The sequence below is a fragment of the Marinobacter manganoxydans MnI7-9 genome, from assembly GCF_000235625.1.
Classification (GTDB): Bacteria; Pseudomonadota; Gammaproteobacteria; order Pseudomonadales; family Oleiphilaceae; genus Marinobacter; species Marinobacter manganoxydans.
Genome location: NZ_AGTR01000085.1, coordinates 134227 through 149575, shown reverse-complemented (window position 1 = coordinate 149575; position 15349 = coordinate 134227). Strand labels below are relative to the sequence as shown.

14 protein-coding genes, 1 tRNA gene and 1 riboswitch are annotated in these 15349 nt (G+C 59.2%); of the genes, 6 read left to right on the top strand and 9 right to left on the bottom strand.

The genetic code is table 11. The features are described from left to right. Window positions 1-6: 6 nt before the first annotated feature. Together KYE_RS19290 and yghU are read right to left on the bottom strand one after the other, a co-directional pair. Window positions 7-567, bottom strand: a complete 561-nt coding sequence (locus KYE_RS19290; protein WP_008176850.1) for a TIGR00730 family Rossman fold protein — start codon at window positions 565-567, stop codon at window positions 7-9. Then, window positions 564-1436: a glutathione-dependent disulfide-bond oxidoreductase gene (gene yghU / locus KYE_RS19285; protein WP_008176848.1), complete on the bottom strand. Its 873-nt coding sequence runs from the start codon at window positions 1434-1436 to the stop codon at window positions 564-566. Before yghU ends, KYE_RS19290 begins: the two co-directional genes overlap by 4 nt. A gap of 109 nt (window positions 1437-1545) precedes the next feature. Between yghU and KYE_RS19280 the strand changes: the two genes are divergently transcribed. Beyond that, window positions 1546-3654: a NosR/NirI family protein gene (locus KYE_RS19280; protein ID WP_008176846.1), complete on the top strand. Its 2109-nt coding sequence runs from the start codon at window positions 1546-1548 to the stop codon at window positions 3652-3654. Between the two features lie 25 nt (window positions 3655-3679). Here KYE_RS19280 and KYE_RS19275 read toward each other — a convergent pair whose 3' ends face one another. Then, complete coding sequence (locus tag KYE_RS19275) at window positions 3680-4234, bottom strand: carboxymuconolactone decarboxylase family protein (protein WP_008176843.1); 555 nt, start codon at window positions 4232-4234, stop codon at window positions 3680-3682. 117 nt (window positions 4235-4351) lie between these two features. Between KYE_RS19275 and KYE_RS19270 the strand changes: the two genes are divergently transcribed. Both KYE_RS19270 and KYE_RS19265 read left to right on the top strand, forming a co-directional pair. Then, window positions 4352-4957 (top strand): TetR/AcrR family transcriptional regulator, encoded by a 606-nt coding sequence (locus KYE_RS19270; protein WP_008176841.1) that lies wholly within the window; start codon window positions 4352-4354, stop codon window positions 4955-4957. 246 nt (window positions 4958-5203) lie between these two features. Then, on the top strand, window positions 5204-6514 hold the full coding sequence (locus tag KYE_RS19265; protein WP_008176838.1) for an NAD(P)/FAD-dependent oxidoreductase: 1311 nt from the start codon (window positions 5204-5206) through the stop codon (window positions 6512-6514). Window positions 6515-6538: 24 nt separating this feature from the next. Here the strand turns inward: KYE_RS19265 and KYE_RS19260 are convergent. Next, window positions 6539-6612 (bottom strand) — tRNA-Gly (locus KYE_RS19260). Between the two features lie 70 nt (window positions 6613-6682). Between KYE_RS19260 and KYE_RS19255 the strand changes: the two genes are divergently transcribed. From KYE_RS19255 to KYE_RS19245, 3 genes are all read left to right on the top strand, one after another. Next, the gene (locus tag KYE_RS19255; protein WP_008176837.1) at window positions 6683-8407 is read left to right on the top strand and encodes a potassium/proton antiporter; all 1725 of its coding nucleotides are present in this window, start codon (window positions 6683-6685) and stop codon (window positions 8405-8407) included. Between the two features lie 107 nt (window positions 8408-8514). Then, window positions 8515-9078, top strand: a complete 564-nt coding sequence (locus KYE_RS19250; protein ID WP_008176836.1) for a L,D-transpeptidase family protein — start codon at window positions 8515-8517, stop codon at window positions 9076-9078. A gap of 207 nt (window positions 9079-9285) precedes the next feature. Continuing rightward, window positions 9286-9567 carry an Lpp/OprI family alanine-zipper lipoprotein gene (locus KYE_RS19245; protein WP_008176834.1) on the top strand — a complete coding sequence of 94 codons (282 nt, stop codon included), beginning with the start codon at window positions 9286-9288 and terminating at the stop codon, window positions 9565-9567. A 42-nt stretch (window positions 9568-9609) separates the two neighbouring features. On the opposite strand, the gene KYE_RS19240 is transcribed toward KYE_RS19245, so the two are convergent. The 5 genes from KYE_RS19240 to KYE_RS19220 all read right to left on the bottom strand — a co-directional run bounded on the left by KYE_RS19240 (window position 9610) and on the right by KYE_RS19220 (window position 15349). Then, window positions 9610-10413 (bottom strand): slipin family protein, encoded by an 804-nt coding sequence (locus tag KYE_RS19240; RefSeq protein ID WP_008176832.1) that lies wholly within the window; start codon window positions 10411-10413, stop codon window positions 9610-9612. Window positions 10414-10450: 37 nt separating this feature from the next. Continuing rightward, complete coding sequence (locus KYE_RS19235) at window positions 10451-11938, bottom strand: NfeD family protein (RefSeq protein WP_008176830.1); 1488 nt, start codon at window positions 11936-11938, stop codon at window positions 10451-10453. Between the two features lie 112 nt (window positions 11939-12050). Further along, entirely contained in the window at window positions 12051-13097 is a 1047-nt protein-coding gene (locus KYE_RS19230) for a L,D-transpeptidase family protein (protein ID WP_008176827.1), read from the bottom strand. Between the two features lie 52 nt (window positions 13098-13149). Continuing rightward, a complete protein-coding gene (locus tag KYE_RS19225) occupies window positions 13150-13719 on the bottom strand; it encodes a TMEM165/GDT1 family protein (RefSeq protein ID WP_008176825.1) in 570 nt (189 codons plus the stop codon). Window positions 13720-13724: 5 nt separating this feature from the next. Next, window positions 13725-13911: riboswitch (yybP-ykoY riboswitch) on the bottom strand. Between the two features lie 46 nt (window positions 13912-13957). Continuing rightward, on the bottom strand, window positions 13958-15349 hold the full coding sequence (locus KYE_RS19220; RefSeq protein WP_008176822.1) for a DHA2 family efflux MFS transporter permease subunit: 1392 nt from the start codon (window positions 15347-15349) through the stop codon (window positions 13958-13960).

Below are 15349 nucleotides of genomic sequence, written 5' to 3'. Positions count from 1 at the left end.
GGTCGCTCACAACCATTTTTCTTCGGGGCTCTGATAACCCTCAAAGGCTCGGTGAAGGGTCGCGGGCTGATCGGTCTGGATCAGCATGTCGATATATTGCTGCTTGAGAAAACCCGCCCGCTCCATGGTTTGCGCCATCGCCAGCAACGGGTCAAAAAACCCGTTGACGTTGTAGATGGCACAAGGCTTCTGGTGCAGCCCCAACTGGCCCCAGGTCCAGGCTTCGAACAGCTCTTCCAGCGTGCCAATACCACCCGGCAATGCGACAAAGCCGTCGGCCAGATCCGCCATCAGGGCCTTGCGCTCGTGCATGTTTTTGACCACATGCAGCTCGGTCAGGCCGGAGTGGGCCAGCTCCCGGTCCCGCAGATGCTCCGGGATGACCCCGTGGACCCGGCCGCCCGCGGCCAGGACCGCATCCGCCACAACACCCATCAGACCCACGTGGCCGCCACCGAACACCAGCTCAATGCCATTACGACCGAAGTAATCACCCAACTCCCGGGCCTTGTCCGCGTAAAGCGGATCATTTCCGGACCGGGAGCCGCAATAAACCGCGACCTTCATTCACCGCCACCAATCTTGTCCTGGGTTTGGGTCTCGAAATCACTGGCGTCGTGACGCTCGTGCAGCTGGCTGCTCGGCTCACCCCAGGCCCGGTTGACCATGCGGCCACGCCTGACCGCCGGGCGCTGGGCAATCTCATCCGCCCAGCGAATGACGTTGGTATAAGTGTGGGCTTCCAGGAACTCGGCCGCGTCATACACCTTGTTTTTCACCAGGGCGCCGTACCAGGGCCAGATGGCCATATCGGCAATGGTGTATTCATCGCCGGCAATGTACCGGTTGTCTGCCAGCTGACGGTCGAGCACATCCAGCTGACGTTTGACTTCCATGGTGTAGCGGTTGATCGGGTACTCGTAGTATTCCGGCGCGTAGGCGTAAAAATGGCCGAAGCCGCCACCGAGCATGGGCGCACTGCCCATCTGCCAGAACAGCCAGTTCATCGTTTCGGCACGCCCTGCGGTGTCCTTGGGCAGGAAAGCCCCGAATTTTTCCGCCAGGTAGAGGAGGATCGACCCGGACTCGAACAGGCGGATGGAGGGGCTGACACTGTGATCCATCATGGCAGGAATCTTGGAGTTGGGGTTCACCTCCACAAAGCCGCTGCCAAACTGGTCGCCGTCGGTAATCTTGATAAGCCAGGCATCGTATTCGGCCCCTTCAATACCGAGCTCCAGTAGCTCCTCCAGCATCACGGTGACCTTGACGCCATTGGGCGTCGCCAGCGAATAAAGCTGCAACGGGTGCTTGCCAACCGGCAGCTCCTTGTCATGGGTCGGACCGGCGATCGGGCGGTTGATACTGGCAAACCGGCCCCCACTCTCGGAGTCCCATTTCCAGACTTTGGGTGGCGTGTAGGTAGCGTCGGTCATGGCATTTCTCCTCACAAAGTAGCATTCAGCTGGCTCCGAGGTCGCATTGAGCCCGGGGCCGAAAACTCTAGCATGGAAGATCAAACAAAAAGAACCACAGGAGTACCCCATGGCAGGGCGCATTGTGCTCCTTCTTGCCTGTCTGTTTGTAATGCCCCAGGTTCAGGCCGAGCTGTCAGACAGCAAGCGGGCGCTGATCCAGGAGCTGTTTCCCTCGGCAACGGTCATTGAAGACAAGCTGCCGGATTTCCCGGTGTATCCGGTGTATCAACTCCAGGAACTGCTCGGCTATGCCTACGAAACCATAGACCACAGCCGCCTCCAGGGCTTTGCCGGCAAACCGATCAGCATGCTGATCGGACTGGATACCAAAGGGCGCTTTACCGGCATCAAGGTGCTGAATCACCACGAGCCGGTGTTTCTGCATGGCCTCGGCGAAGAGCCCCTGTTCGAATTCGTAGACCAATACGAAGGGCATTCGTTACAAGAGCAGATTATTGTCAGCACCTCCAACTCCAGCCGTTCCGGACGAACCAGCGACGGCAACGTGGTGCACTTTGACGGTGTCAGCAAGGCCACGGTCTCTGTGCTGATCATCAACGACACCGTGCTGTCCTCGGCCCTGAAAGTGGCCCGCCAAAAACTCGAGGGCTTTGCCCAGAGCGCCCCCACACGGGCGAAGCCGGATTTCTACCAGCCGATGTCCTGGCAGCAGCTGGTCGACCGCGGTTACATCGGACACTGGCAAATTGGCAGTGAGTCCATTGAGGCTGAACTGGGCCGACCTCTGTCTGACTACCCCATGAACATTGAGCCGGCAGAGGGCGAGCCCTTTACCGAACTGTTCTTCGCCTACATCAATTCGCCCATGGTGGGGCGCAACCTGCTAGGAGACGACGGCTACCAGCGCCTCATGGAACGACTCGACGACGGCGCGCAGGTTCTGGCTGTCATGTCCCGGGGCGCCTTTCCCCATGTTTCCCGCGAGTTCGTGCCTGGCAGTTCTCCCGACCGTGTCGGCCTTTCCCAGAACAACCTGGCCGTGGAAATGCGCGATCTCAACCTGCTCGACCAGAATCTCGAGTTCCGCGCCGCCGGCATGCCCTCGTTCGAGGCTGGCAATCTGTTTCGGGTGGGCGGCAACGCCGGCTTTAACCCGGGGGCGGAGGCCAACCTCAAGCTCAACGTTGAACTGGCCCGTAACCACCTGATGGTGGACCGCACATCCCTGGATATCCCGGTTCGGTTCAACGAAGAACTGTTTGAAGCCGTCGAGGTTGCTCCCAACCCTGAGGACACCCGTCAACCGGTCTGGATCGGGCTCTGGAAAGAACGCTGGTGGCAGATTTCCCTGCTGGTAATCGGCCTGACCGTTCTGACCGTGTTCTTCGCCCGCCAGAAGGCCCTGAGCCGCAACCCGAAGCTGGTACACCGGTTCCGCTGGGGATTCCTGTTTTTCACCCTGTTCTTTATCGGCTTCTACGCCCAGGGCCAGCTTTCGGTGGTTAACATCTACACCCTGTTCCTGGCGATCTGGGACGGTTTCTCTCTCAATGTGTTCCTGCTGGATCCGATCATCTTTATTCTCTGGGTGTACACATTCATAACCCTGTTCATCTGGGGCCGTGGCCTTTTCTGCGGCTGGCTCTGCCCGTTTGGCGCCCTGCAGGAAATGGCCGCCTGGCTTGGCGAGAAACTGAAGTTCCGCCAGATCAAAGTGCCCGAGCACTGGCACCGGCGCCTGATTCTGCTCAAATATCCGATCCTGCTGGCTCTGGTGGGCACCGCTTTCTACTCCCTGACCGTCGCCGAAAAAATGGCGGAGGTGGAACCATTCAAAACCAGCATAACCCTGTTTTTCGTTCGCTCCTGGCCCTTCGTTCTCTACGCCGTCGGCCTGCTTGTGATCGGCATGTTCATCCACAAATTCTACTGCCGCTACCTGTGCCCGCTGGGCGCCGGCCTCGCGGCGCTCGGCCGGTTACGCTTGTTCAGCTGGCTGGACCGGGTTGAGCTCTGTGGCAACCCCTGCCAGCACTGCAAGAATGAGTGCGGTATCAATGCCATTCGCAAGGATGGCCGGATCGATTACGACGAATGCATTCAGTGCCTGGAATGCGTCGTTATTCTTGAGGACGACACCCGGTGCGTCGACAAGCGGCTCGAGACCAAAAAACGATCAAGACAGGCGAACATACTGGCAACGGACGCGGGCTGACCTGTCCCGTTGCCGTAAGCCCGGCTTACTGCTTCTTTTGCCATTCAAACTTCTTGAACGGCTCATCAACGGGCGTCTCCGCAATGTGGTTGACGTAGTTACTCATGACTTTCTGGGACAACACCAGAATCACTTCCAGTACCTGGCGGTGCTGGTAGCCCGCTTTATAAAACGCGTCCAGATCCTCTTTGCTGACATTGCCGTGTTTGCGCATGACTGCGAGAGTGAAGGTTCTCAGCGCCTCGAGCTTGTCGCTCGGCAGCGGCGTTTCGTCCCTCAGTGCATTGGTAATGTCGTCAGACACGTCCATCATTTTGGCAATGCCGGTATGGGCCGGGACGCAGTAATGACAGGCGTTTTCCACGTTGATGGTCTGCCAGACGACGGTCTTTTCATCATTATCAAAGCTGCTGTCCAGCACCAGTTGATGCAGTTGCTGGTAACCCTCGAGGATGCCCGGCGCCTCCGCCATGACCGCGTGCAGGCCAGGAATCATGCCGAACGCCTTGAGCGAGTTGTCCAGCAATGGTCTGGATTTCTCCGGTGCAGTGTCTTTGTCGTGAAGGGGGAAATCTGTCATTGCCAACTCCTTTATTGAATGTTTGCTCAATTAATACTTCAGGCTAACTGTTATTGAGCGATCATTCAATATATAATTGAGCGGTCATTCAAATCACTACGATGGTGAATTGTTGTTATGGCCAGACACGCACGCTATGACCGAAAAACCGCTCTGGAAAAGGCCGTTGGCCTGTTCTGGGAGAAGGGCTATCACGGCAGCTCCATGAAGCAGATCGAGCAGGCCCTCGATATGCGGCCGGGCAGCATCTACGCCACGTTTGGCAGCAAGGACGGTCTGTTTTCAGAAGCACTGGCCGCCTATGCGGAACAGGGCGGCCGGGAGTTGGCCGTTCACCTCAAGGGTTTTGATTCCATTGTTGACGGCCTTCAGGACTATCTACGCGGCATCGCCTGCAGTTGCGGAGACGGAAGCGCGGCACCCTCACGAGCCTGCATGATCGTGAAAACGCTGCTGGAATCCAGCAATACGCATTCGGCCCTGGCGGACCAGGCTAACAGCATTCTAGCCGCGATCGAGGGATCTCTTGCAGACCTGGTAGAGCAGGCTCGGGTGAAAGGGGAGCTGGCGCAATCCGTAGACAGCCGTCGACTTGCCCGGCTCCTGCAGGCGCAGATCATGGGCCTGAGATCCATGGGTGAACGCAATCTGGATCCGCAAGCCATGAAAGACCTTGGTGACGATATGGCCGCCATCCTGGACGGGTATCGCACCCAGCATTAGACCCGCTGTTCCTTCTGCGGCTCCGGCGAGCGCGCCACCCACAGGTTCGCGAGCGCCAGGCCGGAAGGAAACAGCACTTCCGTAGAATTGTACCCACAGGTCCGGGCGCGTTAACATTATTGCCCGGCTCAGGCCCCGCCCTGTTTCCCGATCGAATTCCGGCTGCTCGTCTGGTTCCGAGTGAGGACAGCCAAGCATTCTCGCCTGAAGAGTGCTTGGCTCTCTTCACTTACAGGTCTGATTGGTATGGATAACCTTCATCACATTGTTGTGGTCGGCGGTGGCGCCGGCGGTCTCGAACTTGTTACCAGCCTCGGGAACAAACTGGGTAGAAAGGGAAAAGCCAGAATCACGCTGGTGGATTCCGGTCTGACCCACGTCTGGAAACCCCTGCTGCACGAAGTTGCCTCCGGTTCCCTGGATGCCAGCGCGAACGAGATCAACTACCGCGCCCATGCCCGCAAACACCATTACGAATTCCAGCTCGGCCGCATGAGCGGACTGGACCGCGATAGCAAGAAAGTGGTCATAGCCCCGTTCCACGATGTCGACGGTACAGAGGTCGTTCCCGAACGCCATATCCCCTACGACACACTGGTGATTGCCGTGGGCAGCACCGCCAACGACTTTGGCACGCCCGGCGCCCAGGACAACTGCCTGTTCCTGGACAGCCTCAAACAGGCCCGGCGCTTCCACAACCTGATGCTCAACGCCTTTCTGCGCAAGAATCACGAGGCGTTGCAGGGGGCTGAGCATACCCTGAATATCAGCATCATCGGCGCGGGTGCCACCGGTGTGGAACTGGCAGCAGAATTGCGACTGGCGTCCCGCGAGCTGCCGGTGTACGGCATGAACCACCTTCAGCCCTCGGACGTTTCCATTTCCGTGATCGAGGCCGCTGACCGCATTCTTCCCGCCCTGCCTGGCCGGCTGTCTGCGGCGGCCACCAGGGAGCTGGAACACCAGCGGGTGAAAGTACTGACCGGCCAGCCGGTGAGTGAGGTACGGCCCAGTACGGTCGTGATGAAAGACGGCACCGAATTACCCTCGGAAATGACCATCTGGGCAGCGGGCATCAAGGCCCCGGCCTTCCTGGCCGAGCTGGAAGGTCTGGAGGTGAACCGGAGCAATCAACTGGTGGTGGAACAGACCCTGCAAACCACCCAGGATGCCAATATCTTCGCCTTCGGCGACTGCGCTGCCTGTCCGCAACCGGATTCCGACCTGCCGGTTCCCCCCCGGGCCCAGGCTGCGCACCAGCAGGCAGACACCCTGTTCAAGACCCTCTGCAACCGCCTGGACAATGGCGAGGCGGTGCCCTTCGTCTACAACGACCACGGCTCGCTGATCAATTTCAGCCGCTACACCACCGTCGGCAATCTGATGGGCAACCTGTCCGGCCGCAGCATGTACATCGAGGGCAAGGTGGCCCGCATGTTCTACCTGTCCCTCTATCGGATGCATCAGGTAGCCCTGCACGGCATGTTCCGCACCGGGATTATCTGGCTGATGGATAAAATCAGCCGTGCCATGCAACCCCGACTCAAACTACACTAGAGATACAGTCGAGCGGCAATGAAGTGGAGCGGGTGAAGGGAATCGAACCCTCGTATGCAGCTTGGGAAGCTGCCGTTCTACCATTGAACTACACCCGCAAAAAAAGGGCCGCGAAAGCAATATAAGCGGTCCGCCCGGCAATGGGCAAGCATTCTGTCTGGAGCAACAATGGATCCCACCCTGACTCTGATTGGCGCCCTGATGCTGGTCATCAGTATTGTGCTCAGCCCGCTTTCCAGCCGGGTGGGCATGCCGGTGCTGCTGATCTTTCTGGTGGTCGGCATGATGATGGGCGAGGACGGCCCGGGTGGCATCCAGTTCGACGATTTCGAGCTCGCGTTCCTGATTGCCAATCTGGCGCTGGGCGTGATCCTGCTGGACGGCGGCATGCGCACCCGTGCGGAAACCTTCCGCGTGGGGCTGAAACCCGCCCTGGTGCTCGCTACACTCGGGGTCGCAATGACCGCCGCTGGCGCCGCGGTTGTCGCCTGGTGGGTGTTCGATCTGCACTGGCTGACCGCCTTGCTGATCGGCGCCATCATCTCATCCACCGATGCCGCCGCCGTGTTTTCCCTGCTTCAGGGCCGCGGCCTGCACCTGAACGAGCGGGTCAGTGCCACCCTGGAGATCGAGTCCGGCAGTAACGACCCCATGGCGATTTTCCTGACCCTGATGCTGGTCACGCTCATCGGCAACGATGGCGACCACGCGGGCTGGGCGGTCTTGACCATGCTTGTGCAGCAGTTCGGTGTCGGCGCCGTTGCCGGGATTATAGGCGGCTTCGCCGTGGTTGAGCTGGCCAACCGGATCCGCCTGACGCCTTCGCTGTATCCCCTTCTGGTCGCCGCTGCTGGCATCTCGGTGTTTTCTGCCACAAACGCCCTCGGCGGCAGCGGGTTTCTGGCCATTTATCTGACCGGCGTGGTGATCGGTAACCGCCATGTCCGGATGATGCCGATGATCCTGCAGGTGCACGATGGTCTGGCATGGCTGGCGCAACTGTGCCTGTTCCTGATGCTCGGACTGCTGGTAACGCCCTCCGATCTGATTCCGCTGGCCGGCGGCGGGCTGATCCTGGCCCTCTCGCTGATCTTCATTATCCGCCCGCTGACGGTCATGCTCACCCTCTGGCCGTTTGCCTTCAATCGCCGCGAGCTTGGTTTCATCAGCTGGGTCGGCCTCCGGGGTGCGGTGCCGATTGTACTGGCCCTGTTCCCGATCATCGCCGACTTGCCGGAAGCCCAACTGGTCTTCCACGCGGCTTTCTTTATCGTGCTGGTCTCGCTCCTCGTTCAGGGCACCACCATGACACCTCTGGCCCGGAAACTTCGCCTGGAAGTTCCTGCCGGAGAGGATCCCTATCGAAGGCTGCCCCTGGATGCGCCGGCCGCCGGCGACCACGAATTGATGCTGTTCCCGCTGCGAGGCGAAATCTGGGAGACGCCGCGGCGGCTGAGCCAGCTGCGGTTTCCCGAGAACACCGCGGTCGCTGGCGTCTTCCGGAACCGGGTTTGCCTGCAGCCGAAAGCCGATCTGGAAGTTTCCAGTGGCGACATGGTGGCGATGTTCGCAACCCCGAGCGTGCTGCCGGAGCTCGGCAAGGCTCTGAGCGGCCGCCACGCGCCCAAGTACCTGGCTGAACGGGCATTTTTCGGAGATTTTGTGCTCAACGGCGATGCCCTTCTGGGTGACGTCGAGCAGGTTTATGGCATTGAATTTGACGATCTGCCCCCGGAACTGTCCCTGGCTGAATGCTTTGCGAGGCGCACCAAGGGGCACCCGGTTGTCGGTGACGTGGTTACCCTTGGCCCGGTAACGCTGGTGGCCCGGGCCACCAGTGCTGACCAGGTAACCAAGGTGGGACTGAAGATGGACAATTCACAAAATGGTTGATCAGCGAACCAGATAGCCAAAAAAGTTAACAAAACCCCTTAACAGATCCCTTGCGGGCTATGGTATAAATCGCCTGTACAAAGATTAATCATTGGTAAGTTAAGGACATGAGCATTTTCCGCGCCCTATTATCCAGCCTCGCCCTGCTCTGCATGGCGGCCGCTCCAACCGCCTTTGCAACCGAGCTGCTGGCCAAGGCCGACACCCGGATGCCGGTTGCCACCATGTATGAGCCCGCGGACATTCAGAACGTCAGTAGGGTGGTGGTTCGCAAGGGAGAGCGCCGCCTGTACCTGATGGATGGCGAGGACGTGGTTCGCAGCTACCGCATTTCCCTGGGCGACAATCCGGAAGGCCACAAGCTGTACGAGGGTGACGAGCGCACACCGGAGGGCGATTACACCCTGGACTGGCGCAATGCCGAGAGCGATTTCTACAAATCCATCCACATCTCCTACCCCAGTGAGCGGGATCGGGAACTGGCATCCGCCTGGGGCCTGGACCCCGGTGGCAGCATCATGATCCATGGCCTTCCCAATGATGTGGGCGACATGGCCTTCGCCTACACCGGTCTGGATTGGACCGATGGCTGTATTGCCGTGACCAACGAAGAGATGGACGAAATCTGGCAACTGGTGTCGAACGGGACCCCGATCAGCATTCACCCCTGAGAAAAGCCTGACAGCAGAATTAAGTTGTTGTCATACGCTAAGAATATTTACCTATCCTGAGTTAACATTTTGGCTTACAGTGTTTTACACTGTTTAACGACTCCGGTAGTCAATGCCTATTATGCCTATCGGGCACAGGTTGACAGGAAGTCGTCTATACTGACTTTCGGATCACAGGAAATAACTCGACCAATAAGGGGATTTACAATGCGTAAACTGACGATCGCCGGGATTGCACTGGCCACTGCTCTGACTGCAGGTTGTGCCACGACTGACCAAGGCGCCCTCGACGAAGCGAATGCAACCGCCAGCTCCGCTGAGCGCACTGCTGAAAATGCAATGAACACCGCTAACAGCGCTGCAAGCTCTGCACGTACTGCCCAGCAGACTGCAGAAGAAGCTCTGGCCGCTGCCAAGGCAGCCCAGAAAGCCGCTGACGAAGCAAACGAGCGTGCCAAGCGTATGCTCGAGCGTGCCAGCCAGAAGTAAGGCTGATACGTAACAGAAAAGGCCGGCAATGCCGGCCTTTTTTTATGCCTCGGGTTCGGGTTTGTCCGGATCGGGCTTATCAGGCGTAAAGGGTTTGTTTTCCTTCAGGAACGTGGTCATCAACTCCATTGGCAGCGGAAACACAATGGTGGATGAATTGGTATTGCTCATATCCGCCAGGGTCTGCAGGTAACGCAGCTGCATGGAACCGGAGTTGGTAGACATGACATCCGCCGCTTCCACCAGCTTCTTGGACGCCTGTAATTCGCCCTCGGCGTGGATGACCTTGGCACGCCGCTCGCGCTCGGCCTCGGCCTGGCGGGCAATGGCACGAATCATGGACTCGTTGAGATCCACGTGCTTGATTTCCACGTTGGCCACCTTGATGCCCCATTCCTCGGTCTGGGCATCGATGATTTCCTGGATATCCGAATTGAGCTTGTCCCGCTCTGACAGCATTTCGTCGAGATCGTGCTTGCCCAGCACCGACCGCAGCGTGGTCTGGGCCAGTTGACTGGTCGCGGAATTGAAATCCTCCACCCGGATAATCGCCCGCTCGGGATCCACGACACGGAAGTAAAGCACGGCATTCACCCGTACCGTCACGTTATCGCGGGAGATGACGTCCTGGCTGGGAACATCCAGGGTGATTACCCGCAGATCCACCCGCACGATCTGCTGAATGCCGGGAATGACGATGATCAGCCCCGGGCCTTTGACACCCTGGAACCGCCCGAGAAAGAAAACAACGCCACGCTCGTACTCCGGCAGGATCTTGATGGCCGAAGCAAGAATGAGCAGTAACACCACCGTTGGTGCCAGATAGGGAATCAGATCGCCAATCATACGGCCTCCTTGTATTGCCGTTACTTTGTCTGCCGGGTCAACCGCTTTCCTGGATGACCCTGACGGTTACCGTCAAACCTTCAATTGCTGTCACTTGAACCCGGTCACCCTCCTTGACAGGCGCTTCGCTGATGGCATTCCAACGCTCACCGCTAAGCCGGACATGACCACGGTAGTGGCCATGCTCTCCCGAGAACTCGTCCAGTGCCACGGCTTCCTCATGGGTGATCTGCTCGGCCCCACTGACCGGATGCCGTCGACGCAGGCCGATGAAGCGGGTCACCGTCCAGAGGATAAAGCCACCGGCCACCACGGCGGTGCCGCCAATTGTCGGTAGCGAAATATCCCGGTGACTGCCATCCATCAGGATGATCGAACCGGTCACAAAAGCGACAATGCCGCCGACCCCCAATATCCCGAAACTGGGCACAAACGCCTCCCCCACGATGAACGCCAACCCGAGGATGATCAATGCCAGGCCGGCATAATTCACCGACAGAACCTGGAAGGCAAAGAGCGCGAGAATCAGCGAGATAGCGCCAATCACGCCCGGCACCACGGCACCGGGGTTGGCCAGTTCGAAGATGATGCCGTAGAAGCCGATAATCATCAGGAAGTAGGCAACGTTCGGATCGGTGATCACCGACAGCAGGCGGGTGCGCCAGTCCGGCTGGGACCGGACGATTTCCAGACTGGCCGTATTCAGGGTCATGTCGCCCGACGCCATGCGAACGGTCCGGCCATCCATTTGCTGCAGCAAGTCCTGAATGTTGGGTGCGACCACGTCGATGACGTTCTTTTCCAGGGCCTCATCGGCACCGAGATTCACCGCCTCACGGACGGCTTCCTCGGCCCACTCGGCATTCCGGCCGTGACGTTCCGCCAGCCCGCGAATATAACTGACCGCGTCTTCCAGAACCTTGCGTTCCATGGCGGTACCACCGCGCCGTTTGCCGTCATCGTCGCTGGCTTGCTGTTCGCCGTCAGACGAAGACCCGGATTCGGAATCAGAGCCTTCCTCCGTTTGCGGCTCGCCGGAGGCCGGATCGCTCTCCGGTTCCGGGCTGCCCGGCAGGCCGCCCATCTGAACCGGCGTCGCAGAGCCCAGGTTGGTCGCAGGGGCCATGGCGGCAATGTGACTGCCATAGAGAATAAACGTGCCAGCGCTGGCGGCCCGGGCGCCCTGCGGGGAAACATAGGTAGCCACGGGAACTTCAGAGGCAAGAATCACCTTGATGATATCCCGCATGGAATCCATCAGGCCGCCCGGGGTGTCCATTTCAATGATCACCAGGCCGGCACCCTCAGATTCGGCCCTGCGAATACCCCGGGTGACATAGTCCATGGTCGCGGGGCCAATGGCGCCCTCAACTGTAAGCACCAGAGCGGTCTCGGAAGCCTTCTGCTGGGCAAAAACCTGATGGGCGAGGGAAGCCAGTGCCAGCAGGGCGCCGGTCATCATCACCAGGGCCCAGCACCGAAGCCGGGCAGGGTTCTGTGATCGCATGGGATGGTTTACCTGCATGACGCCTCCCCGGATCCGGAAAAATTCTGATTGCTGGACATACGATGGCACAGTGGCCGCGGTTCTGTCTCAGGCACTCACGCAGCGCGGCACTCTTGCCCGGAACTCTATGTCAGAAGTATAGCCGCTGCTCCGGCTCGTTGGCCGATTCCGGTGACTTCTCTTCCACGGTCTTGTCTGCGGCCATTTGGGTAACCCGTTCACCAATCATGGTTGGCAGACCATCGGCCTGGTCCACTGCCAGCTCAATGGCGCCACGCTTGACCTCAACGCCTGGGTGCTGGCTGCGGAAAGCTTCAACTTCAGCGAAGACCTGCTGCCATAAACGGTCGCGATCTTCTCGGGGGTAGTCTTCATGGGGGCGGTGCACCTCAAGCCAGACCTCACCATCCGAGAAACCGATCTTGACGGCATCGTGGACAACCTGAACCGGTGTACCTTTCTCAACCTGGTAAACAAACCGGGAGATATCCTCGTTGTACATCCGGAAACAGCCATGGCTGACCGGCATGCCCACACCAAACTTCTTGTTGGTGCCGTGGATCAGATAGCCTTTCTCGCTCAGCAACAGGGCGTGGGTACCAAGCGGATTCCCGGGGCCCGGAGGAATCATACGGGGCAGGTACTCACCTGATGCCTCGTACTCCGCGCGAATACTGGCCGGCGGATACCAGGCCGGAGATTCCAGCGGCATGGTGACTTCGGCATCGGTCAGCGGAGAGGGATTTTCAGCCGTTCCCACTCCAACCGGGTACACCTGAACTCCCCCATTGGTGAAGTAATACAGGCGGTACTCCGCAAGATTGATGACAATGCCCTCGCGCCGGGAGTCGGGCAGCACATAATGGCGCGGCAGGGTAATCGTAGTGCCTTCTCCGGGTAGCCAGGGGTCGACACCGGGATTGGCCTTCACCAACTCCAGATAGCCCATGGCCAGACGGTTGCCAATGCCGGCAAAAGTGTCCTCGTAACGGGTCTCGAATACGCCAAGCTCTCCGGCCAGGTCCCCCTGGATCGGGAAGGTGGGCACACGAGGGCTTCTGTCGGGTTTCTCCGGGGTATCCGAATTACTGACAGCCTCCACAGGCTGTTCCGAACCGATGGTCGGAAATGCCAGGAGCTGTGCCAAAGCAAAAACCATTAAGAATCTGAACCACATAGAAAACATTCCGAAAGCATCAGGCAACCGGGTACAGTGACAGCAAGTACCCTCAGGAGTTCATAAAGGTTGCCCACACTGTTACAACGGCAAGCACCACGAACAGAACGCTTGCGCCAATCCGGGCTGTGGCAAGGGGCAACCGTTCCATCAGCCAGCGTCCTGCCATGATAACCGGTATGTTGGCCAGCAGCATCCCCACCGTGGTGCCCAGAATAACCCAGAAGGTTTCGGTAAAGCGGGCGGCGAGAACGACCGTTGCCACCTGGGTCTTGTCGCCGATTTCCGCCAGGAAAAACATGATGGTGGTGGCCATGAACGCCCCCATGCCCAGAAACTTCGAGTCTGCGCTGTCATCCTTGTCGGGCACCAGTAGCCACAGAGCGATGGCGACAAAGCTGCCGGCCAGAATCCAGGGCAGCCAGGCTTCTGGAATAAAGGAAGCGACCCAGGCACCGAGCCAGGCAGATAAGGCGTGGTTGAGAACCGTTGCGACAAAAATGCCGAGAATAATAGGCAGGCGTGTGGCGTATCTGGCAACCAGGAAAAGCGACAGCAACTGGGTCTTGTCACCAATTTCCGCTATGGCAACAGCAACCGTCGAGGCGAGAAAAGCGTCCATGAAAAACTCCAGGGCGGATAACCAGACATGAGGCAGCCCACCTTCCGCCCAATGGAGGTGAAACCGCCTCAGGTCTTGCCAATATCACCGGTGTTGCGGTGAAACATGATAGCCATGGGGATTTGGCCCCAAGTATGTTGACTATCATCCGCTCGGACATTCCGATGCGGAGGCTACTCCCCTGAAGAGATGCCGGCATAATAATGAATCCGGCGCGGGGCCGCAACCAAAGGTCTTCCTAGACCCGCATTCGCCAAACCGGGATCGCCGCAACCGCTACGAATGCCGCCACCAGCCACCAGGCGGAATGGAACGCATTGATCGTTGGCATGCCCGCACTGTGCTCGCCGAACTCGATGGTCAGGGCCACCAGGTTGACACCAAAGGCGCCCCCGAGCTGTCGCATAAAGTTCAGGCTACTGGAGCCGGCACCTAACTCCTGTGGCTCCAGCGGGTTCAGGGCACCGGTCGACAGAGCCGGAAGCATGAATCCGATGCCAACGCGCCCCAAAACGGTCCAGAGAACCAGCCAGCCGAACGCCAGCTCGAGGTCTGACATCGCGAACAGTACGGCTGAAAGGGCAAATACACCAATCCCGAAGACAACCAGAACCCGGGCGCTATGCCTGTCCGCCAGCCGACCGGCCAGCGGGAACGTCATACCCAGGACAATCCCTGCAGGCAGCATCAGCAACCCTGCCTCCGTCGCACTGAACCCGAGGGCTGTCTGGACAAACAACGGAATAAGATAAGTGGATCCGAACAGCGCCAGCCCCAGCGCCATGGCCCCGAGGCAGGCGAACAGGAATGCCGGTTTGCGCAGCAAGCCGATGTTCACCAGCGGGTGCGCAGTCTGCCGTTCACGCAACACAAAGAACACCAGCCCGCAAAGGGCCAGCAATGCTTCAGCAAGAATCCACGTCTGCTGTCCTGACGCCTGCTGCAGTCGGTTGAGGGTATCCAGGGACAGGGCAATGGTGAGGCCGAGCAGTAACAAACCGGGCAGATCAAACCGATAGGGCGCCGGCCGGGAGACCGGCAAAGGCAGGAAACGCCAGGCCATCAACACACCCAGAAGCGTAACCGGAGCCGGTGCAAACATCACGTAGCGCCAGTCCAGCTGATCAACCAGAAAGCCTCCCAGCACCGGACCGAGGGCCGGGGCCAGAATCACCCCCATACCGTAGATACCCATGGCCTGGCCGCGGCGATCGCGGGGGAAAATCCGGAACACCAGATACATGCCCATGGGCTGCATCAGGCCGGCCATGGCACCCTGGCCGATCCGGGCGGCGATAAGCTGCCCCGGCGTCTCGGCAAAACCGCCGGCAAGGGAAATCAGGGTAAAGAGAAACATGGCTACGGCAAGGGTCTTGCGAACCCCGAAGTGATCCAGCAGCCAGGAGGAGGCCAGCATGGTGGTGGTCATGGCGGCGATAAAGCCCGTTGCCAGCCAGTGAACCTGGCCCTGGCGAATGCCGAACTCCACCATGATATCGTGCAACGCCACGTTGACTACGGTGGCGCTGAGTACGGTAGCCATGGTGCCTATCATCACCGTGGCCACCGCCAGCCAACGCCAGCGATCCCCGTAGCGGGCTTTCAGACCCTCAACTGAGTTATCAGCCAA

What these genes read in the sequence shown, in the direction of transcription:
- KYE_RS19290 (WP_008176850.1), bottom strand. Translation starts at nt 567, where the DNA reads ATGAAGGTCGCGGTTTATTGCGGCTCCCGGTCCGGAAATGATCCGCTT.
- yghU (WP_008176848.1), bottom strand. Translation starts at nt 1,436, where the DNA reads ATGACCGACGCTACCTACACGCCACCCAAAGTCTGGAAATGGGACTCC.
- KYE_RS19280 (WP_008176846.1), top strand. Translation starts at nt 1,546, where the DNA reads ATGGCAGGGCGCATTGTGCTCCTTCTTGCCTGTCTGTTTGTAATGCCC.
- KYE_RS19275 (WP_008176843.1), bottom strand. Translation starts at nt 4,234, where the DNA reads ATGACAGATTTCCCCCTTCACGACAAAGACACTGCACCGGAGAAATCC.
- KYE_RS19270 (WP_008176841.1), top strand. Translation starts at nt 4,352, where the DNA reads ATGGCCAGACACGCACGCTATGACCGAAAAACCGCTCTGGAAAAGGCC.
- KYE_RS19265 (WP_008176838.1), top strand. Translation starts at nt 5,204, where the DNA reads ATGGATAACCTTCATCACATTGTTGTGGTCGGCGGTGGCGCCGGCGGT.
- KYE_RS19255 (WP_008176837.1), top strand. Translation starts at nt 6,683, where the DNA reads ATGGATCCCACCCTGACTCTGATTGGCGCCCTGATGCTGGTCATCAGT.
- KYE_RS19250 (WP_008176836.1), top strand. Translation starts at nt 8,515, where the DNA reads ATGAGCATTTTCCGCGCCCTATTATCCAGCCTCGCCCTGCTCTGCATG.
- KYE_RS19245 (WP_008176834.1), top strand. Translation starts at nt 9,286, where the DNA reads ATGCGTAAACTGACGATCGCCGGGATTGCACTGGCCACTGCTCTGACT.
- KYE_RS19240 (WP_008176832.1), bottom strand. Translation starts at nt 10,413, where the DNA reads ATGATTGGCGATCTGATTCCCTATCTGGCACCAACGGTGGTGTTACTG.
- KYE_RS19235 (WP_008176830.1), bottom strand. Translation starts at nt 11,938, where the DNA reads ATGCAGGTAAACCATCCCATGCGATCACAGAACCCTGCCCGGCTTCGG.
- KYE_RS19230 (WP_008176827.1), bottom strand. Translation starts at nt 13,097, where the DNA reads ATGTGGTTCAGATTCTTAATGGTTTTTGCTTTGGCACAGCTCCTGGCA.
- KYE_RS19225 (WP_008176825.1), bottom strand. Translation starts at nt 13,719, where the DNA reads ATGGACGCTTTTCTCGCCTCGACGGTTGCTGTTGCCATAGCGGAAATT.